This is a genomic window from Pannonibacter sp. Q-1, from assembly GCF_054073275.1.
In genome coordinates, this window is record NZ_JBSXNB010000005.1 from 304,100 (window position 1) to 324,203 (window position 20,104).

At 60.8% G+C, this 20,104-nt stretch carries 16 protein-coding genes; 10 read left to right on the forward strand and 6 right to left on the reverse strand.

The genetic code is table 11. The features are described from left to right. Nucleotides 1–285: 285 nt before the first annotated feature. Nucleotides 286–471 (forward strand): hypothetical protein, encoded by a 186-nt coding sequence (locus ACVNHC_RS16325; RefSeq protein WP_457168058.1) that lies wholly within the window; start codon nucleotides 286–288, stop codon nucleotides 469–471. Further along, entirely contained in the window at nucleotides 410–1,150 is a 741-nt protein-coding gene (locus ACVNHC_RS16330; protein WP_457168060.1) for a reverse transcriptase domain-containing protein, read from the forward strand. The genes ACVNHC_RS16325 and ACVNHC_RS16330 overlap by 62 nt, the downstream gene beginning before the upstream one ends. Nucleotides 1,151–1,499: 349 nt before the next feature. Here ACVNHC_RS16330 and ACVNHC_RS16335 read toward each other — a convergent pair whose 3' ends face one another. Further along, nucleotides 1,500–3,905, reverse strand: a complete 2,406-nt coding sequence (locus ACVNHC_RS16335) for a replication endonuclease (RefSeq protein WP_457168062.1) — start codon at nucleotides 3,903–3,905, stop codon at nucleotides 1,500–1,502. A gap of 273 nt (nucleotides 3,906–4,178) precedes the next feature. On the opposite strand from ACVNHC_RS16335, the gene ACVNHC_RS16340 reads away from it, so the two are divergent. Further along, on the forward strand, nucleotides 4,179–5,447 hold the full coding sequence (locus ACVNHC_RS16340; protein WP_457168064.1) for a plasmid recombination protein: 1,269 nt from the start codon (nucleotides 4,179–4,181) through the stop codon (nucleotides 5,445–5,447). Between the two features lie 650 nt (nucleotides 5,448–6,097). Here the strand turns inward: ACVNHC_RS16340 and ACVNHC_RS16345 are convergent. The 3 genes from ACVNHC_RS16345 to ACVNHC_RS16355 all read right to left on the reverse strand — a co-directional run bounded on the left by ACVNHC_RS16345 (nucleotide 6,098) and on the right by ACVNHC_RS16355 (nucleotide 8,970). Then, entirely contained in the window at nucleotides 6,098–6,397 is a 300-nt protein-coding gene (locus tag ACVNHC_RS16345) for a hypothetical protein (protein WP_457168066.1), read from the reverse strand. A 217-nt stretch (nucleotides 6,398–6,614) separates the two neighbouring features. Further along, nucleotides 6,615–8,051 carry a hypothetical protein gene (locus ACVNHC_RS16350; RefSeq protein WP_457168068.1) on the reverse strand — a complete coding sequence of 479 codons (1,437 nt, stop codon included), beginning with the start codon at nucleotides 8,049–8,051 and terminating at the stop codon, nucleotides 6,615–6,617. 301 nt (nucleotides 8,052–8,352) lie between these two features. Then, nucleotides 8,353–8,970, reverse strand: coding sequence for a TetR/AcrR family transcriptional regulator (locus ACVNHC_RS16355; RefSeq protein WP_457168070.1), 618 nt, complete (start codon nucleotides 8,968–8,970; stop codon nucleotides 8,353–8,355). 216 nt (nucleotides 8,971–9,186) lie between these two features. Between ACVNHC_RS16355 and ACVNHC_RS16360 the strand changes: the two genes are divergently transcribed. From ACVNHC_RS16360 to ACVNHC_RS16370, 3 genes are read left to right on the forward strand one after another with little or no spacing between them, the layout of a single operon-like run. Next, the gene (locus tag ACVNHC_RS16360; protein WP_457168072.1) at nucleotides 9,187–10,260 is read left to right on the forward strand and encodes an efflux RND transporter periplasmic adaptor subunit; all 1,074 of its coding nucleotides are present in this window, start codon (nucleotides 9,187–9,189) and stop codon (nucleotides 10,258–10,260) included. Further along, on the forward strand, nucleotides 10,257–11,342 hold the full coding sequence (locus ACVNHC_RS16365; RefSeq protein ID WP_050474310.1) for an efflux RND transporter periplasmic adaptor subunit: 1,086 nt from the start codon (nucleotides 10,257–10,259) through the stop codon (nucleotides 11,340–11,342). The genes ACVNHC_RS16360 and ACVNHC_RS16365 overlap by 4 nt, the downstream gene beginning before the upstream one ends. Next, nucleotides 11,339–14,431, forward strand: a complete 3,093-nt coding sequence (locus ACVNHC_RS16370; protein WP_457168074.1) for an efflux RND transporter permease subunit — start codon at nucleotides 11,339–11,341, stop codon at nucleotides 14,429–14,431. Before ACVNHC_RS16365 ends, ACVNHC_RS16370 begins: the two co-directional genes overlap by 4 nt. Nucleotides 14,432–14,510: 79 nt before the next feature. Here ACVNHC_RS16370 and murJ read toward each other — a convergent pair whose 3' ends face one another. Together murJ and phnF are read right to left on the reverse strand one after the other, a co-directional pair. After that, complete coding sequence (gene murJ / locus ACVNHC_RS16375) at nucleotides 14,511–16,046, reverse strand: murein biosynthesis integral membrane protein MurJ (protein ID WP_457168076.1); 1,536 nt, start codon at nucleotides 16,044–16,046, stop codon at nucleotides 14,511–14,513. A gap of 115 nt (nucleotides 16,047–16,161) precedes the next feature. Next, a complete protein-coding gene (phnF, locus tag ACVNHC_RS16380) occupies nucleotides 16,162–16,872 on the reverse strand; it encodes a phosphonate metabolism transcriptional regulator PhnF (protein ID WP_457168078.1) in 711 nt (236 codons plus the stop codon). A gap of 154 nt (nucleotides 16,873–17,026) precedes the next feature. Here phnF and phnG point away from each other — a divergent pair, with 154 nt between their 5' ends. From phnG to ACVNHC_RS16400, 4 genes are read left to right on the forward strand one after another with little or no spacing between them, the layout of a single operon-like run. Then, nucleotides 17,027–17,488: a phosphonate C-P lyase system protein PhnG gene (phnG, locus tag ACVNHC_RS16385; protein ID WP_457168264.1), complete on the forward strand. Its 462-nt coding sequence runs from the start codon at nucleotides 17,027–17,029 to the stop codon at nucleotides 17,486–17,488. Continuing rightward, nucleotides 17,488–18,114: a phosphonate C-P lyase system protein PhnH gene (phnH, locus tag ACVNHC_RS16390; RefSeq protein WP_457168080.1), complete on the forward strand. Its 627-nt coding sequence runs from the start codon at nucleotides 17,488–17,490 to the stop codon at nucleotides 18,112–18,114. The genes phnG and phnH overlap by 1 nt, the downstream gene beginning before the upstream one ends. Then, the gene (locus ACVNHC_RS16395; RefSeq protein ID WP_457168082.1) at nucleotides 18,114–19,214 is read left to right on the forward strand and encodes a carbon-phosphorus lyase complex subunit PhnI; all 1,101 of its coding nucleotides are present in this window, start codon (nucleotides 18,114–18,116) and stop codon (nucleotides 19,212–19,214) included. Before phnH ends, ACVNHC_RS16395 begins: the two co-directional genes overlap by 1 nt. Then, nucleotides 19,211–20,101 (forward strand): alpha-D-ribose 1-methylphosphonate 5-phosphate C-P-lyase PhnJ, encoded by an 891-nt coding sequence (locus ACVNHC_RS16400; protein ID WP_457168084.1) that lies wholly within the window; start codon nucleotides 19,211–19,213, stop codon nucleotides 20,099–20,101. Before ACVNHC_RS16395 ends, ACVNHC_RS16400 begins: the two co-directional genes overlap by 4 nt. The last annotated feature ends 3 nt before the right edge of the window (nucleotides 20,102–20,104 follow it).

Here is a 20,104-nt window from a genome sequence, read left to right on the forward strand (position 1 = left end):
CCAACGACGGAAGAGGAGCGGCGAATGGTGTTCGGAAAGCCCGTGGGCACGGGCGGAGGTGAGTGACCAACCGGTGAAAAATAGTTGTATTCCTCCTTCTAAGCAACTAAGTGTTCGGGTGGCTTCGGCGTTAGCTGCACTCGCACTGGCTGAACCTTGAGTTGGACCTTGGGTACAACCTTGGGACGACTTGGTTTAGCTTCGGGAAATTGATTTTCTCTCAGTTGACAACTCCATCGTGAAGATGAGTTGCAGGTAGCCGAGGCCTAGCATGGAGGTTTCGCTATGAAGAAATTCAAGAAGCGTCTCGACCTTGCTGCGGCGGTTTTGACGGTTACGCTTCTCGTTCTTAAGAACGTGGGCGCCCTGATTGAACTGCTCAGCAAGGTTGTCAACTACCCCGGATCAAATGTTCGACAACTTCAAGTATTCATACTGGAAAAACGGAAAACCAATATTTGCGCCCAGTGAGAGGGGTGTGGAATGGGGCGAGAAGGTAAAGGGAAAAGTCGAAGAGCTTTATAGGTTTGACGACTTCGTTTACCACTTCAAAGATGGCTCGCACGTTAAGGCGCTCCATGAGCATCGCAAAAACTCTTACTTCTGCCGCGTAGATATCGAACGATTTTTCTATAGCGTTCGTCGGAACCGTTTGAAGCGGGTCCTAAAAGACATCGGTATTCGCAAGGCCGAAGAATTCGCAAAATGGTCGACGGTAAAGAATCCCTATCATGAGGGTGGATATGTCTTACCTTACGGCTTTATCCAGTCCCCAATACTCGCCACTCTTATCTTAACAAAGTCTGCGGTTGGCGGTTATCTCCGCCGCGCCAATTCTGATGGCATAACCGTATCTCTTTACATGGACGACATTTGTCTTTCATCGAATGATGCGGCTGAATTGGGGCGTTCGTTCGAGGGACTCAAGGCAGCTGTTGGTGAGGCGGGTTTCGCTTTGAATGGCGATAAAACCCGGGAGCCTGCGAGAATGATAGACATTTTCAATTGCAGTTTGGAGAGCGGTTCCACCGAAGTATTACCAGAGCGAATTGATGAATTTTATTCCGTCGACAGAACGGAAGCCAGTGTCGAAGGTTTCGAAACCTACGTCGACATCGTGAAATCCCATACTTGGCGCGCGAAGAAATAGGCTGTCCAGCGCTCTGTCGGACGTTCTTGAATCCTTTGCCGGGAAGCGGGTGAATGACGCGCCGATGGCCGTCCATGCTCGTTCACGGGCATGACCCTTCAGGGGCTGCCCGCAGGCCGACAGGCCGAACGAGACGGCCAGCGGTGGGTCAAGGGCGGTGTCAGGATCTAGCGCAACCAATACCGGAAACCTTGGCCATAGGCCGAAGAAGGTTTCTGGGATTGGCTTGTCCGGACGCACCGCGGACGGATTGCCTGGATGCCGCCCGTTTCACCCCAGCGGCTCTCATACACTGACTCTTGTCCACGTTCTGGAAGCCTAATTTTATCGTTATGGACGTCGCTCTCGGTCATGACGGTGGCGGCTCCCCTGACTGACCTGCCCCAGTTGAGCCCGGAGGGCTCATACTTGGGTCGGTTGGATTATCTGATAGATGATCCAACCGTTTCGAATCCCTTCCCATCACCTCCTTCCATTCAGCGAGCATTTCCTCTGCCGTGTTGGCGTCGGTGATGACCCAATCCCGATCAGTTCGAAGGATCATCTCACCGGACAGGTCGAAAGCGACGACCGTCCCGTCTGGCCGCTTCGAGAACTGAATTCCAGCCTGTCGCAGGCCCTTCAACAGGTTGCCTCGTTCTCCACGTTCATCCTCGTGGACGTCGGTGGAATTCACTTCCAGCTTCCGGGCGAGACGGCGAAGGGACGCCGCACTCCTGAACTGCTCCAGCGTCAGGATCGCACGAGGGACGGGTGACACGACGCCGATTGTCGCTGCCCGCCGCTCACCGTAGGCCGTTTCCCGAATATCCCGGAGCGGCATCGGTGGGAGGTCCGCTGCAAGTCTCTGGCAGATCGAATTTGCACCGTCGGACGACAGGTCATGAATCCTTTCGGGTCGCACGTCGCCCTGTTGTCCCCCGTCAAGGGCTGCGGTCTCGGTCCTGAGCCATTCAATCTCCTCAGGTGCAAGATCGCGGTCGGGCCACAAGCCTACGGCAATCCCTGCGTGCCACGCCCGATGTGCCGCCTTGGAGGATTCGGCTTTGATCAGATCCCGGGAATGCTCCAGGTCTTCACCTTCGAGGGTCTCTTGGTGACGTCGCAGGTCGGCAATCAGATCGATGCTCTCCTGCACCTTGCGCATCATGCGGATCGCGAGCCGCATGCGCGGGTTCTCCGGATCCGCGTTTTCACCGTCGCGAGACGCTTTTGCCCAGAGCGTGTCCCACATGGCAGAGGGCGACCGTCCCGCATCGAATCCTACCCAGGTGTGCGTACGTACGCGTCGGCTTGACGCCCAAGCGGCATGCCGAAGGAATTCGCCGTCGTTGTCGTCGGTGAGATCCGGATCGACATGACGGCTCGCATAACGAGCCATGTACTTGGCGATAGACGCCGCAGTTTCCTCCTGGCCGTTCGTTCCTTTGGGCGGCGCATAGGCCGGGTCACTATCACCGACGACATATGCGCGGCATCCGGGGTCACTCTGGCGGGCTTCAGCCTGTCGTGAATCCTTCTCCACCGAAGCGAACTTGTCCCAGAAGGCATCGCACACGGCACGGGCGTCGTCGCACGTCGGACAAGCCAGAAGGAGATGCCGATGAGGCGTCCCCGATTGCTGGGCCTGTGCATTCCACCATCCCATTGGACGAACTCCCCGCTCCCGGAGCAGGCACATGACGTCATGGTGCATTTTCTGAATGGCCTTCAAGGCTTCCTCGGGGCCAAGTTCCGGATCCCATTCCGTCTGGCGGCATGTTTCATTGGTGGAGTGAGAAACGAATTCGCCCGGAAGTGTGATCGTGATCCAGCACAAGTGCATTCCCAGCCCCTCAATCCTTGCAAGGATCGCATCCATAAGGAGCCGCCGTTTGGCGGCGTCGGCCTTTTTCTTACGGGCATTCAGCTCTTTCATCGGGATCTGAATCGACGGATCGTCAATGCAGACCAGTCGGAGCCCCTCGAGGATCTCCTCGGTCGTTCGGAGCTGCGCCTTGTAGGATTCGAGCGAATAGTCCGAGACGTAGAGCGGACGGCCCGGCACGTTGGGCCCGCCGGCGGCACCAACGGCGGCCTCGACATACAGGAGCGCACGACGCTGGCGCTTCCGGAGTTCGCGACGCCACCATTTCTCGCAACGGCGCTTGCGGTGATACGTCTCCTGATGGATCGGTGCACCGTTCTCATCACGCGGGGGGAATTCCCGGAAGTAGCGTTTCGCACGGGTCGACGCCGACAACGCTACTGCTCCTGGCTCAAGGCCGATAAGGGAGAGGTCTTCCAAACCGACATACTCCCGGATCGCCGCCTCCCTTTCGCGACGTCGCGCCGGGTGCATGCGGTCGAGAAAGATCCGGAGTTCCTCCGGAATGGGCGTCCGAACATCCGCCTGTTCGGCGTCAAGCGCTTCGAGATCCTCGCGAAGGTGATCTTCTATGGATTTCGGGGAGGGATTTGCCGCCCGGATGAACGCATTCAGTTCGTCCGCAAGACGTCGGCCGCGCTCGTCTTCGGTCCCACTGATATCGTTCCACCACCGCTCCCGGGCGTCGCGTGTTCCGAGAAACGGCATGTCGTCGAGGAGCTGTTGGCGAGACCGCGGACGGCACCACAGAAGCCGATCCGGAAATTCGCCCGCGGCGATAGCGTCAGCCGCCAAAGGATTGGCAGACAACCACGCGTCAACATTTTTGGGTCTGAAAATTTGTAGAGTGGGGCTTTGCCGGAACGCAGAAGGATCCGGCCGGAACACTACGTATTCCTCATGTGGCGTCCGGATCTGGACGTCGCTGAAACGTGCATTTCAAAGCCCTTAGTCGTCTGCCTGTGAGTAGGCATATGACTAAGGCTTTATCGTCGGCGCGCATGTGTCAAACCGCCGACGAAAATCCCGAAGGGCCCTCGGAGAGCCGATGCTATGAAGGGCACCGCAATAGCTTTAGTCGGTCACTAATTCTTACCCGCCAGCGGCATAAAACACCGTCGGCTTGTTGCGCCGGCAGTCCCTGTAACGAACAATTTCATAATGGGGTTTCAATTTATACACCTAGAGGCCTATGCCCGGAAAAAAGACGCCCAAGGCCGAGATATCGGCTGGGTGCTCGCCGAAGCGCGACGCGACCCGGAAGCTTCCCTGCATGTCGAATCCCCCGCGCGTCCGGAACTGGTCCGCGGCATTGGGCTGGACGAACTGGCCGCGCTCCACGAGGAACTGGCGGACGCCGCGACAACAACTCTGAAGAATGGACAAACGCGAAAGGTCCGGAAAGACCAGAAGAGCCTTCTGACCGTCGTGGCGTCTTACCCGACGCCATTGAAGGAACTGGATGGAAATCCGGCAGAGCATGAATCCCTGAAGAGCTGGGAGCAACGGACCGTCGAGTGGCTTCACTCCCAATTCGGCGACGACCTGATGACGGTGATCAGACACACCGACGAACGATATCCGCATCTCCATGCTTTTGTACTGCCCCGTTCGGACCAGGAGCTCAGAGCACTCCGGATGCATCCAGGGCACGAGGCGAAGCGCCGCGTGATGGATTCACACCCGACCAGTGACAGCAAGAAAGACCTCAACCGCATTGGAGACCGCGCCTTTCGCGACGCCATGAGGGGGTGGCAGGATTCGTATCACAAGGCCGTCGGGGTGCCTTCCGGGCTCACACGACTGGGACCCGCGCGGCGTCGCCTTTCCCGTGAAGCATGGCATGCCGAGCAGGTGGCGGCGCAAGCCGTGAAAGCGGCGGAAGAACGTGCCGCCAGATATGTGGAGGTAGTTAAATCCAAGGGCTCCGCATACGCAGAAAGGATCAAAGCTGAAGCAACCAACATCCGGAACGACGCGGAGCTCCGGGCGGCGGAGGCGAAAGCCGCTCAAGCCCGGGCGACTCGTCTGGAGCGACAGGCTCAGGGAGTTCTTGAACGCGCCAGGCGGGAGGCGGCTCGAATTCTTGAGGGCGTCGCGCCGTACCGAAAATTTGGGGCGTTCCTCCGGTCGATTTGGGATGGGGTGAATTCTTCGAAGATCCGAAGGCAAACCAGATCGGAATTCGCCCAGCAGATCGAAAACCTTTCCCGGGAGGCGTCGGAAGAACGGGCGTCGCGACGTCGTGCCGAGCAACGGGCGTCGGAACTTGAAAGCGCCATGAGGAATTCAGGCCTGGTTGAGGCCGCGACGTCTCGAGAGGTCTCCCGCCTGAAGAGGCGCCTGGACGCCGAAATCGACAAGAATTCAAATGTGTTGACGCCAGAATCGGCCCTCACAGCACCTTCCGGAGGTGGCAATGGGTATTAGGTCGCGGAAATCCAGTTTTGAACCCTCGATCTCTCGCGGACGTCGACGATCGTGTCTCGATAGATGGCGGCACGACGCCCTTGTCCGTATCCGGAAGCGACGTCGTGTGACGACGCGCCGAAGGGCGGTCTGGCTTTTCCTTGTTCTCGCTTGGCTTTTGTCCCCCTCACGACCAACAATCTTTGCACCATTTTTCAGGAGAAATTCGTATGCACCACACCGAAACCCGACGCCCGATGAAACTTCTGATCCGCGACGTCCTCAGGGCACGTCACGGACGGAGGGATTTTCTCGAACACCCATCCGTCGCAGAAATTCACCGGAGGCTTCCGGACGATTTGCTCGAGTGGTTCGAGAGGGTCGTGATTATCGACCGCGATCCATTGACGATCCTTTGCGGTCCGATCGAAAAATCAGACCGGGGTTATTTTGAGATATGGAGGTACATGAGGGATCGAGATTGCCCGGGCGCTGATCCAGAGAATTCGGGAGGCGGTCCCGACGGAGGCAACGACGGAGATCCGGGAGATCCCGGCGGAATGCCGCTCAGGCTATGAGCAATAAAGCCAGCTGCTTTTTTCTAGTGTTTTCGGCCGTTTAGCTTTTGTTTGACTGCCCATTCAGCGGCGATTGGCCTCGAAATACCATTTCTAATCTTCAGAAGCTTCTGTGCATTCAATGCAGAGTATTTCGGTCCAGCCCTCCTCCGTCGCAACTGCGTATGTTGAGTTGCCATCAATTATTTCCCAAAAACCGTTACGACGCCTAACTTCAATTGGCATTCTTTTCGGCACCTCTCCAACAGCTGCCTTTTCCATTAATAATCGCGCATTTTTGATCCCCTCTGGTCGAGCTCTCATCGGTTTCAGCGCATTTAATGGAACCCGAAAGGCCCCAACGACGTTTTCGAAATAGAGGTTTAGATCAGGGGTTAGAATGCGATTGGTCATTGAAAAACCTATTGAATCTCGATTTGTTAACCATATATTAATTCCTGTGGATTAAGGCATTAAAAGGAGCTATAAAGCTCTGTTTGGAGAGGCTACCAGAAGGTAAGCTGTACCCGTCTGAAAAAGTAGGAGCTAAAAATGATCACAATCGTTAAACGTCCCTTTCTTCGTCGCCCATTTCTGCGTGGTCGGCCATTTCTTGGCTGACCACGGCTTATCAATTCCGCTCAGCTAAGTCGAAATATCGACGCCATCCGACTTGCATTCTCCATTCTGCATAAGCAGCTGCGACTTCGGCCTCCTCATCTGGGGCGTCTTGAGCTGACTTAATGCAAAGATCTATTCCTTCCCTTATATCTGCCTTTGTCTCTCCGAAGACGATTTTGACCAAGCCTTCAGTGTCCTCAAACGAAGATGCCATCTCCTCATCGAGAGACGCTTTCAGCTCCTCCAGTTGCTCAAGCACTTGAACCTTAATCTCCTCTTTGCGCTCCCGTTTGCTGGGATTTAATATTTCACGCTCACATAGCCAAGTCAGCCTGTTAAACTTCATAATTAATTTTCGTCTTTCAGATTTAATAATCTCTCTATTATCATTCATTATTCTTTCAGTATATTCAAATGCCCTCTGAAAATCTTGCACTACATAAAACAGCAATGGGATAGTGGTTAGTTCTCTTTCGAAAATTTCCACTTCTCTTTCTTCACTAGGGATACTTGTATTTATATTGTGAAGAAATTCGTCAATTATTTCTTGAAATCTCTGTACTAATACAGGATGCGGCCTACAAGCGATCAACTCCCCAAAAAGAACCCAGCCAAACCGTGTATTTGGGCCAGATGCGCAATGCGGAAGTATTTCATTCCATAGATCTCGAATTATACCATCATCTATCTCACACTCACAAATTTTACTGGAATTATCTCTAATTTTTCCGGCGATTCTGAAAAACTCTTCCGTACCTTCACTACCCCACGAATCTTGAATTACACTAGATACGCCTTTAAAAAGGACTTGCAGACTCTCATCGAAAGGTCGTCTTTCTGATATTTGTCTCGAGGTAATCATGTCACGCATGATCTTGCTTTGATATTCAATTCCCTCAATTGCTTGACTCACAGACTCGACGAGTTCTTTGATCCTATCATCTAATGAACCTTGCGGCTTATAGGTCAAATCATGCATTTTTGCCGACCAAGCGTCGTGCAACATAGTTTTACATTGGACTTCACAAGGAATATTATGATGCAATGCGCCTTTACTACGAAAAATCGAATGGGTAGCAAAGTATATTTCCTTATGCTCCTTCCTATATTCTTCTAACACATTCTTTTCTTCCAGTTTCCCCTTCATAAAATCCAAAACCATTGGGATTTGATCTAAGTATTGCACAACAATAGTAATGCCAATTATATCTGTAACCTGTAGTAAGGTTCGTAACGAAATCGGCCTCTCACAGGCCAGAAGTATCTTTAGCGGCTCTTTAATCTCACTGTCGCCTTGTTTGGCTGACCGCGAGTAGACGCGAAGAATTACCGACTTCCCGAAAAATTTCTCGGCATCTTCCGCAACCTTCTTCACCAGCTCTAGGAACCCAGAGAACTCCGCCCGCTTTTCATCGATTAACGCCCTTATTCTGCCAATTTCGTACATATCTACCCCCTATTTGAAATCAATTTTATAAATTGACGAGAACAAGAATTGCAACCCAAAGCCGAACAAATGGCGGCGGCGCTTTGCGCACATAAGAGAGATACAGTACGCTTGACGCTTGGTATCGGCCGCGGTATCGCTCCGGGTATCGCAACGTGTTGGCCGCCTTGAAGAATTGGCGGAATTCTGCGCTCTTTGGGTATCGCGGAGTGGAATCCCACCCTCTCCGCCATTCACTTCCCTGAAAATTGACACGCGTCCGCAGCTGCGCAACGGGCCAGCGCTTGCAGCGGCGTGTCCTCTACGCTTTCAACCCCGCCATCACCAGATCCAGATGCCCGGCGATGTGGGTGTCGAGGTTGATGGGCTGGCGGCCGGCGAAGATGAGATGTTCGACCATCATGGCCAGCACGGGACCTGCGATGACGCTGGCGGTGGCGGTGGGGCTTTTGCGGAATTCGCCTGAGGCGATGCCTTCGTCGAGAATGCGCTGGATCTGGTCCATCAGCGGCTCGACGAACTGGGTGTGGTGCAGGTCGACGACCTGCGGAAAACGGCTGCTCTCCGAAACGACGAAGCGCATCAGCTCGCGCATGCGCCGGTCCTCCACCACCTTTTCATAGCTGAGCAGGATCAGCCGCTGCAGCCGCTCCGTGCAGGTGCCGGTGAGGCTGCGGGTTTCTGCCACCAGATCTTCCAGCGGCACCGCAATGTGATTGAGCATGGCGGTGAACAGTTCGTCCTTGGTGGGAAAATAGACATAGACCGTGCCTTTGGTCACGCCGATGCGCTCGGCGATATCTTCCACCCGTGCGGCGGTGAAGCCGTGTGTCACAAATTCCTCAAAGGCCGCATCCAGAATCTGGGCGGGGCGCAGGGCCTTGCGTTCGGCGCGGGTGAGCTTGGCCTTTGGTGTCATTCTTCCGGGTCCGTTTTTTGTTCTGGCGCAGCATTTCCATCAAGGCTTTCGATGCTGACGCATCACGCCTTGAAGAGGCTCAATCGCTGCACGGGTTTGGCCACTGCCCGGTGAGGCAAGCTCATCGGGCCGTGGCATTTACCTGATTGCTGTTTTTTCATTGACCTTCGAGTCAGTCAATAATAATTTGCCGCATCTTTCTACGAAGGGGCAATCATGCGACGGATAGCCACACATATTCCCTGGGCGCTTGCTGCCGGCCTTCTGGCGGCCTGCGGGCCGCAGGGTGAGCCGCAGCAGAAGCCTGAGCGGCTGGTTCAGGTGACGAAGGTGCACGAGGTCTCCGTGCCGGACACGGTGACGGCGACGGGGGAAATCCGCGCCCGGGTGCAGTCGAACCTCTCCTTTCAGGTGACGGGCCGGATCATCGCGCGGCTGGTGGATGTGGGCGACCGCGTCACCGCCGGTCAGGTGCTGGCGCGGATCGATCCGAGCGAGCAGCAGGCGGATCTGGACGTGGCGGTTGCCTCGCTCAATTCCGCCATGGCCGAACGCACGCAGGCGCAGCAGGCCTTTGACCGGCAGCAGCGGCTGTTTGAAAGCGGCGTGACCACGCGGGCCTCGCTGGACAGCGCCCAGGAGCAGCTGACGCGCGCGCAGGCGAATGTGGAAGCCGCGCAGGCGCAGGCCGGCCGGGCGCGCGATGCGCTTGAGCGGACCAGCCTCAAGGCCGATGCGGACGGGGTGATCACCGCCCGCAGCGCCGAGGTGGGGCAGGTGGCGCAGGCCTCGCAGCAGGTCTTCTCCCTTGCCCATGACGGCCCGCTCGATGTGGTGCTCAATCTGGATGAATCGGTCTTTCTGGACCGCAAGCTGGAACCGCTGGTGCTGGTCTCGCCCCTGAGCGGCGGCACGCCGGCCAAGGCGGTGATCCGCGAAATCTCCCCGGCGATTGACCCGTCCACCGGCACGATCCGGGTGAAGATGCAGCTTGAGGACACCGCCTCCCTGCGCCTTGGCAGTCCGGTGACCGCCACCTTGAGCTACCAGCCCGTGCCTGTGATCGAGCTTCCTGCCCCGGCGATGGCCTCGGATGCCGGGCGCACGGCTGTCTGGGTGGTGGACCCGGCAGAGCGCAAGGTCTTGCTGCGCCCGGTCGAGGTGCTGGCCTATAGCAGCGGTGCCTTCACGGTCGCCTCAGGCGTCACGGCGGGGGAACTGGTGGTCATCAACGGCACCAAATTCCTGAGTCCCGGCGAAACCGTCAGTTTTGAGGAGGCCGCCCAATGAGACGCGCTGCCAGTCTTTCATTCCTGTTGCTCGCCGGCTTTTCTCTGGCGGCATGCGAGCCGCATGAGGCCGAAGAGGCTGCACCGGTGCGCCCGGTGCTGTCCGTGCGGGTGGAGGAAGCGCCTGCCACCCGCCTGACCCTGCCCGGCACCGTCGCGGCCCGTGTCGAGACGGACTACGGCTTCCGAGTGCTCGGCCGCATCGTCACCCGCGATGTGCAGACGGCCGACATCGTCCGCAAGGGCGATGTGCTCGCCACCATCGATCCGGTGTCACTGGAACTGGCGGTGAAAAGCGCCCAGTCCGATCTGGTCAATGCCAATGCCCAGCTGAGCAATGCCATCACCACCGAAGCGCGGCAGAAGACCCTGTTCGAGCGCCAGTCCGGTGCTCTGGCCACTTTCGAGACGGCCGAGCAGGACCGCAAGATTGCCGAGGCGGCCGTGGCAAGGGCCAAAGCCAATCTGGACAAGGCGCAGGAGCAGCTGGGCTATGCCCGCCTGCTGGCCGAGTTCGACGGAGTTGTCACCGGCACCTCGGCGGAAGTGGGGCAGGTCGTCACCGACGGGCAGACCGTGGTGACGGTGGCCAAGCCGGACGAGCGCGATGCGGTGATCGACGTGCCCGAGGAAGCCAGCGGCACGCTGAAGCCGGGGGCCGTCTTTGGTGTGGCCCTGCAGCTCGACCCCAGGGTGCAGGCAAAAGGCATCGTGCGCGAAATCGGCCCGGAGGCTGACGGGGCGACCCGCACCCGGCGCGTGCGGCTGACACTGGTGGACCCGCCCGAGGCATTGCGGCTGGGTGCCGTCATCATGGCCTTTGCCGATGTCCACTCCGAAGCCCGGTTCTGGCTTCCGGCATCCGCCATCCGCGCGGAAGGGGATGCGCGGTCGGTGTGGGTGGTGGACGAGGCCGCCGGCAAGGTGGTCTCCCGCAAGGTGAGCGTGGATGAAACGGCCGCTCAAGGCGGCCGGGTTGCGGTTTTGCAAGGGCTTGAGGCGGGCGACCGCGTGGTCGTGGCAGGTGTGAACATGCTCACGGAAGGCCAGGCCATTCGAGTTGATCAGGAGACGGTCAAGTGAAGAAGTTCAATCTCTCTGACTGGGCGCTGGAGCACCGTTCCCTCGTCTGGTACTTCATGATCGTCTTCCTGCTGGCGGGCGTCTTCTCCTATATCAACCTTGGCCGCGAGGAAGATCCGGCCTTCACGATCAAGACCATGATCGTCAGCGCCCAGTGGCCCGGCGCCTCTGCGGAGGAAATGCGGCTGCAGGTGACGGACCGGATCGAGCGCAAGCTCGAGGAGCTGGAGGCGCTGGACTACACCCGCAGCGAAACGCGGGCCGGCCAGACGACGGTCTTCGTGGAGCTTCTGCCGACGACAAAGGCGAAGGACGTGACCGGCAACTGGCTGCGCGTCCGCAACATGATCAATGACATCAAGGGTGAGTTCCCCAGCGGTGTGCTCGGGCCGTTCTTCAACGATTCCTTCGGCGATGTGTATGGCAACATCTTTGCCTTCACGTCGGATGGCCTGACCCAGCGCCAGCTGCGCGATCTGGTGGAAGATGCCCGCGCCAAGCTGCTGACCGTGGAAAATGTCGGCAAGATCGACATTCTGGGTGCGCAGGACGAGGTGATCTTTCTGGAGTTCTCCACCCGCAAGATTGCGGCGCTGGGCATCGACCAGCGGGCCATCGTCGAGACCCTGCAGGCGCAGAACGCTGTCACCCAGTCCGGTTTCGTCGAGGCCGGAGCCGAGCGGATCGCCCTGCGCGTCAACGGCCAGTTCACCTCGGAAGAAAGCCTGAAGGCGATCAACCTGCGTGTGAATGACCGTTACTTCCCGCTGACGGACATTGCCACGATCAGCCGCGGCTATGTGGACCCGCCGTCTTCGCTGTTCCGTTTCAAGGGCCAGCCTGCCATCGGCCTTGCCATCGGCATGAAGGCAGGGGCAAACCTGCTGACCTTCGGTGAGGAGCTGGAAGCCGAATTGCAGCGCGTCGTCCGGGATCTGCCGGTCGGGGTGACTGTGGAGCTGGTGTCGAACCAGCCCAAAGTGGTGGAGGAGGCTGTCTCCGGCTTCACCAAGGCCCTGTTCGAGGCGGTGGCCATCGTTCTGGCGATCAGCTTCATCAGCCTTGGCATGCGCGCCGGCCTGGTGGTGGCGATCTCCATTCCGCTGGTGCTGGCCATTACATTCGTCTTCATGGAATACACCGGCATCTCGCTGCAGCGCATTTCGCTGGGCGCACTGATCATCGCGCTGGGCCTTCTGGTGGATGATGCCATGATCGCCGTGGAGATGATGGTGTCGCGCCTGGAAGCGGGTGACACCCTCAGGAAAGCGGCCACCCACGTCTACACGTCCACCGCCTTCCCGATGCTCACCGGAACGCTGGTGACGGTCGCGGGCTTCATCCCGGTGGGGCTCAACAGCAGTGCGGCGGGCGAGTTCACCTTCACGCTCTTTGTCGTCATTGCCGTGTCGCTGATCGTGTCCTGGATCGTGGCGGTTCTGTTCACGCCCCTCCTTGGTGTGACGATCCTGCCGAAGACGATGAAGGCCCATCACGAAAAAAAGGGCCGCACCGCTGCGGCCTTTGCCTGGATGCTGAAGCTTGCCATGCGCTGGCGCTGGGTCACCATCATGTTGACTGTCGCGGCCTTCGGCCTTTCGGTTGGCGGCATGAACTTCGTCCAGCAGCAGTTCTTCCCGGCCTCCGACCGCGTCGAACTGATCATCGACTGGAACACGCCTCAGAACAGCACGATTGCCGAAACCAACCGGCAGATGGCCCAGCTGGAGCAGGAAAAGCTGGCCGGCAATCCGGATATCGACCATTGGTCAACCTATGTCGGCCAGGGCGCGCCGCGCTTCATCCTGTCCTATGACGTACAGGCGGCGGCCCCGTGGTTCGGCCAGATCGTCATCGTCACGAAGGATCTGGAGGCCCGCAACCGGCTGCGTGCGGATCTGCAGGCCTATGCGGCGAAGACCTTTCCCGGCAGCGATGTCTTCGTGAAGCTTCTCGACATCGGGCCGCCGGTGGGCAAGCCCGTCCAGTACCGCATCAGCGGCCCGGACGTGCAGCAGGTGCGCCAGCTGGCGCAGAAGTTCGGCACCATCTTCAACGCCCATCCGCTGCTTTCAAACGTCGCCTATAACTGGAACGAGCCCACGCGTGTGGTGAAGGTGGATGTGCTGCAGGACAAGGCCCGCCAGCTCGGCATTTCCTCGCAGGATATTGCCTCGGCGCTGGGCAGCATCGTGCAGGGCTCCTCGGCAACCCAGGTCCGGGACGATATCTACCTGATCGATGTCATCGGCCGCGCCCAGGCCTCCGAGCGGGGCTCCGTCGAGACGCTGAAGAACCTGCAGCTGCCCAGCACCAGCGGCAAGTCCATCCCGCTGTCGACGGTCGCCCGGTTCCGCAATGAGGTGGAACAGCCGCTGATCGCCACCCGTGACCGCATCCCCACCATCACGGTGAAGGCTGCGGTGATCGGATCGACCCAGCCGGCGACGATTGTCAATCAGTTGAAGCCGCAGGTGGAGCAGTTCCAGAAGGAGCTTCCGGCCGGCTACAACATCGAGATCGGCGGTTCGGTGGAATCGAGCGCCGAGGCGCAGGGGCCGATTGCGGCCGTGGCTCCGCTGATGCTGTTCATCATGGCCACGATCCTGATGATCCAGCTGCAGAGCTTCAGCCGCCTGTTCCTGGTGTTCGCCGTGGCACCGCTTGCCCTCATCGGGGTGGTGGCGGCGCTGCTGCTCAGCAATGCACCGATGGGCTTCGTCGCCATCCTCGGTATCCTTGCCCTCATCGGCATCCTCATCCGCAACTCGGTCATCCTTGTGGTGCAGATCGAGCATCTGCGGCAGGAGGGCATGCCGGCGTGGAAGGCGGTGATCGAGGCAACCGAGCACCGTATGCGGCCGATCATGCTGACGGCCGCGGCGGCGACGCTCGCGCTCATCCCGATCTCCCGCGAGGTGTTCTGGGGGCCGATGGCCTATGCCATGATGGGCGGCATCGTGGTGGGCACGGTTCTGACGCTCCTGTTCCTGCCCGCGCTCTATGTGGCCTGGTTCCGCATTCCGCGCGATGACAGCCCGTCAGAGCCGCATGGTGACGCGCACGAGGGTGGAGCCTCACACGCCTGAGGTCAGGGGTGAGATGAAAGAAGACGGGCGGCCAGCTGGAAGACTGGCCGCCCGTTTTGCATGTCAAGGGAGAAGGAAATCAGCGCCTGCGGCGGCGCAGGAACCCGCGGGCCGGGTAGAGCATGACGGCGTAGAGGCCGAGGGCGGCACCTGCCAGCAGCGTCAGGGTGGCAAAGGGCACGAGCGCACTGAGGCTTTGCGGCAGCAGGCTCGAGAACAGCACCAGCGTCTGGTCCTGCAGCAGCATCAGGCCCGCCATCAGCACCGTGCCGCTGAGCAGCAGAACGGTCAGCCGGGCGGGCGGGGTGCCCATGTAGTCGCGGTGGCGTGCCGTCAGATAAAGCCCCATGGCGTAGATCCACACGCCTGCGGAGGTGCCTGCCGCAAGGCCAGCTGCTTCCCAGGGACCGGAGAGGGTGGCCTTCAGCGCGACATTCACCAAGGTTGCCACGGCGAGGATCTTCAGCGGCGTCACCATGTCGCCGCGCCCGTGGAAGGAGGCAACGAGGGAGCGGACAGCCAGAGCCGCAGGCAGACCGAGCGAATAGGCCAGCAGCACCGCGCCTGCCCCGGCGGTGGCGGCGGCATCAAAGGCCCCGCGCTGGAAGAAGGCGGCAATGGCCAGTTCCCCGAGCCCCGCCATCAGCACCGCCACCGGCAGCCCGACGGCAAGGCAGATGTTGAAGGCCTGATCCATGGTGGCGCGCAGCTTCTGCCGGGCTTCGTCCGTCTCGGCTGCTGCGCCCCGGCTCACCTCCGGCAGCAGTGCCGTTCCCAGCGCGATGCCGATGACACCCAGCGGCAGCTGATACAGCCGGTCGGCATAATAGAGGTGGGAGAGCGCGCCGGAGGGCAGGAAGCTGGCGAGGATCGTGTCGGCGAAGATGGCGATCTGCACGACGCCGGAAGCAAGCAGCGCCGGCCCGAGGCGGCGGAAGAACAGGCGCACGCCCGGATCAAGCTTCGGCAGGCAGAAGCTGACGGAGAACTCACTGCGGAAGGTGGCTGCCGTCAGCAGCAGAACCTGCGCAATGCCGCCCGCCAGCACACCCCAGGCCGCCGCGCTGCCTGCATCGGGGAACTGGCTGACGGCCAGCAGCGTGCCGATCATGGCGATGTTCAAAAGCACGGGCGCAGCCGCGGCCGCAGCAAAGCGCCGCTCCGCATTCAGCACCGCCGACAGCAGCACCACGATGGACATGCACAGGAGATAGGGGAAGGTGATGCGCGTCAGCTCGATGGCCATGGGCCGGGCGGGGTCTTCTGCGCCCAGCCCCGGCGCCAGCAGGGTGATCAGCGTTCCCGTTGCCACCCAGGCAAAGGCGAGCAGCGCCAGATTGGCGAGCATCAGCCAGGACAGGATCTGCGATCCGAAATGGCGTGCCTTGTCCGGCCCGTCCTTTTCCAGCGTCGCCGCATAGGTGGGCAGGAAGGCCGCGTTGAAGGCGCCTTCGGCAAAGATGGCGCGGAAGTGGTTCGGCAGGCGGAAGGCCAGCATGAAGGCATCGGCAATAGGGCCTGCCCCAAGCACGCCAGCCATGATGAGGTCGCGGATGAAGCCGAGCAGCCGGCTCAGAAGGGTCAGTCCGCCGATAAGGCCAAGGCGACGCAGCATGTCTTAACGTTCCGCACATCAGGCCGGACACCGCGCCCGCCTGCGGCGTGCTGCTTACCCCATATCCGCGCCGCCGTCACGCCGCGGCCGCTGGGGTCTTCTGTTCTCCGGCGGCCTATTCCGGTGCCATGGTGAGGGACACCCGGTCCCCGGCAAACCAGGTGATGCCATATTCGATCGGCTTGCCATCCTCCGTCACATTGACCGAGACGGAGCGCAGGATCGGCGCGGCTTCGGCGATCTGCAGCGTCAGGGCCTGCACGGGGCGGGCCAGCTTGGCTGTCAGGCGGGTCTGGGCACGGGTGTAGTCGGCGATGCCGCAATCGGCCAGCGCCTCGGTAATCGACTGCCGCCCCGCCATGGCCTGCAGGAAGCCGGGCACGCGCGCGGCCGGAAAGACCGAGCGGAACAGCGCCAGCGGCACCCCATCGGCCAGGGATACGCCCTCCACCACATGCACCGGGTCACCGGGGGCCAGTTGCAGTGCTTCGGCTTCCTTTTCGCCGCAGGCCCGGGTTTCCATCAGGCTGATGCGGCGCGAGGCCATGCGGCCGCTGGCGGCAAGGTTCTGCTGAAACCGCACCCGCCGGCCGATGGCATAGTCCGTCGGCTGGATGGTGACGAAGACACCCGCCCCGCGCCGCGAATGCACGGTGCCCGCCTCTGCCAGCGCGCCCAGGGCATGGCGCACCGTATGCCGGTTCACGCCAAAGCGGGTGGCCAGCTGCGCTTCCGTCGGCAACTTGTCCCCCGGCTTGTAGTGGCCTTCGGCAATCTCCGCCGAAAGCGTGTCCACGATGGATTTCCAGATTGCGCTGCGCGCCATTGCCCTGCCCCGAAGTCTCTGCCTGCCCGATGCTGAAAGCCGCCCGTCGCAAAAATTTCACAAGACGGCGGTTGAGCCGGATGGCCCCTTGCGATATCAATATGTCTAGTTGTCTACTATTATATAGACAGGATCCAAAGATGTCGAGGTGCCGATGAAGCCCGCCGTTTCCCCCCAGGAGGACGAGCCGCACAGCCAGCGCAAGGGCTGGCTGTCGCTGCTGGCCAAGGCCAGTCCGGCGCGTCTGGCCGTGCTGTTTCCGGATCTGCCGGACCACACGCTGCTGCGCCGTCCCGAAGTCGGGGCGGTGATGGTGCGCGGGCGGATGGGCGGCACGGGCGCGCCCTTCAATCTGGGTGAGATGACCATCACCCGCTGCTCCGTCCAGCTCCCCGGCGGCGAGGTGGGCCATGCCTATGTGCAGGGGCGCGGCAAGGCCCATGCCACCCGCGCGGCCTGTGTGGATGCGCTGATGCAGACGGAGGCCGCCGCAGATCTTCAGGCCCGCGTGCTGGATGTGCTGGCCGCAGAGGCAGCCAGCGCCCGGCAGCTGCGGGCGGAAAAGGCCGCCGCCACCAAGGTCGATTTCTTCACCCTCGTGCGCGGAGAAGACTGATGACGCCCAACAACGCCCAGACGGGTGCCCAGACCGGTGCCCTGACTGGCGGCTTTGCCGAAGCGCCCATCGAGGCTGCGCGCGCTTTCCGCTGCCTTTTGGAAGCCCTCGCCCGCCCCGGCGCCATCCACACGCTGGACGCGGCCCAGCCGCCGCTGCCCGTTTCTCCAGCCGCCGGAACCGTGCTCCTGACCCTCGCCGATACCACGACGCCGGTGTTTCTGGCGGGGGCTGCCGATTGCGAGGCCATGCGCGGCTGGATCACCTTCCACACCGGCGCTCCGGTGCTGACGGCGGCCAGCCTTGAGGCAGGGGCTGATGCCGCCAGCATCCGCTTTGCCCTCGGGCGCCTTGAGGACCTGAAGCCCTTCATGGAGCAGTTCTCCATCGGCGACCCGGATTATCCGGACCGCTCTGCGACGCTGGTGCTGGAAGTGGAACGGCTTGCTGCCGAAGGCTGCCGCCTGACGGGGCCGGGCATTGCGGATGAAGCCTTGCTGAACCTGCCCGATCCGGAGCTGTTCCGGCAGAACCATGCACTCTTTCCGCATGGGCTCGACTTCTTCCTGACCGCAGGCCGCCAGATCGCCGGGCTGCCGCGCACAACCATCGTGGAGGCTTGCTGATGTATGTCGCCGTCAAGGGTGGCGAACGCGCCATTGGCAATGCCCATGAGTGGCTGGCGGAGGAGCGGCGCGGAGACACCTCCGTCGCCGAACTCACCGTGCCGCAGATCCGCGAGCAGCTGAAGCTCGCCGTCAACCGGGTCATGGCGGAGGGCAGTCTTTACGATCCTGATCTTGCCGCCCTTGCCATCAAGCAGGCGCGGGGCGATCTGATCGAGGCCATCTTCCTCATCCGCGCCTACCGCACCACCCTGCCGCGCTTTGGCGCCTCGCTGCCGGTGGAAACGGCCGGCATGGCCGTGGACCGCCGGGTCTCGGCCACGTTCAAGGACCTGCCGGGCGGGCAGATCCTCGGGCCGACCTTCGACTACACCCACCGGCTGATCGACTTCAAACTGGCCGCCGAGGGGGACGCCGACCCGGCCCCGCAGGCTCCGGCGGAGGGCGGGCCGGTGCCGCATGTCACCGGCTTTCTTGGCCGTGACGGGCTGATCCAGGAGGAGCCGCCGAGCGATGCCACCCCGCCGGACCTGACCCGCGAGCCGTTGGAGTTGCCCGCCAGCCGCCCTTTGCGGCTTCAGGCGATCACGCGCGGGGATGAGGGCTTCATCCTGTCGCTCGCCTATTCCACCCAGCGCGGCTACGGGCGCACCCATGCCTTCGTCGGCGAATTGCGCATCGGCACGGTGGCGGTGGAGATGGATGTTCCGGAGCTGGGCTTTGCCATCGAAATCGGCGAAATCGAGTTGACGGAATGCGAGACCGTCAACCAGTTCACCGGCTCGCGCACCGAGCCGCCGCAGTTCACCCGCGGCTACGGCCTCGTCTTCGGTCTGTCGGAGCGCAAGTCCATCGCCATGTCGCTGGTGGACCGGGCTCTGCGCTGGCAGGAACTGGGCGAGGACTACATCGGCGCCCCCGCGCAGGATGAGGAATTCGTGCTGTCCCACTGCGACAACATCCAGGCGACAGGCTTTCTGGAGCACATCAAGCTGCCGCATTACGTGGATTTCCAGGCGGAGCTGGAACTGGTGCGCCGCCTGCGGGCGGAAGCGGAAGCTGCCCGCAACGCAACCGCTGACAGGGAGGCCGCCGAATGACAGATGATGCCTACAACTTCGCCTATCTGGACGAGCAGACCAAGCGGATGATCCGCCGCGCCATTCTCAAGGGCATTGCCATTCCCGGCTATCAGGTGCCCTTTGCCAGCCGCGAAATGCCGATGCCCTATGGCTGGGGCACGGGCGGTGTTCAGGTGACGGCGGCCTGCCTTGTGCCGGAGGACCGGCTGAAGGTGATCGATCAGGGAGCGGACGACACCACCAACGCGGTCAGCATCCGCCGCTTCTTCCAGCGCACCGCCAGCGTTGCCGTGACCGAGCGGACCGATGAGGCAACCCTGATCCAGACGCGCCACCGCATTCCGGAAACGCCGCTGACCGAGGGCCAGATCCTCGTCTATCAGGTGCCGATCCCCGAGCCCCTGCGCTTTCTGGAGCCGCGCGAAACGGAAACACGCAAGATGCATGAGCTGGAGGAATACGGCCTCATGCATGTGAAGCTCTATGAGGACATCGCCCGCCATGGCGAGATCGCCACGGCCTATGATTATCCGGTGAAGGTGGAAGGGCGCTATGTGATGGACCCTTCGCCGATCCCGAAATTCGACAATCCGAAGCTTTCGGGCAATCCGGCGATCCAGCTTTTCGGCGCGGGGCGCGAGCAGCGCATCTATGCCCTGCCGCCCTACACGCAGGTGGTCAGCCTCGACTTTGACGATCACCCCTTCGTTCCCGGCAAGGCGCCGCATGCCTGCGACCTGTGCGGGGCGGAAGACAGCTATCTGGACGAGGTGATCACCGATGACGCTGGCAGCCGGATGTTCGTCTGTTCCGACACCGATTATTGCGGCCAGCGGCAGGCCTGCGGCCACACCGGGCGGCTGAGTGCAAGCCCGGTTGCCGGGGCAGGGGAGATGGTGCGATGAGCC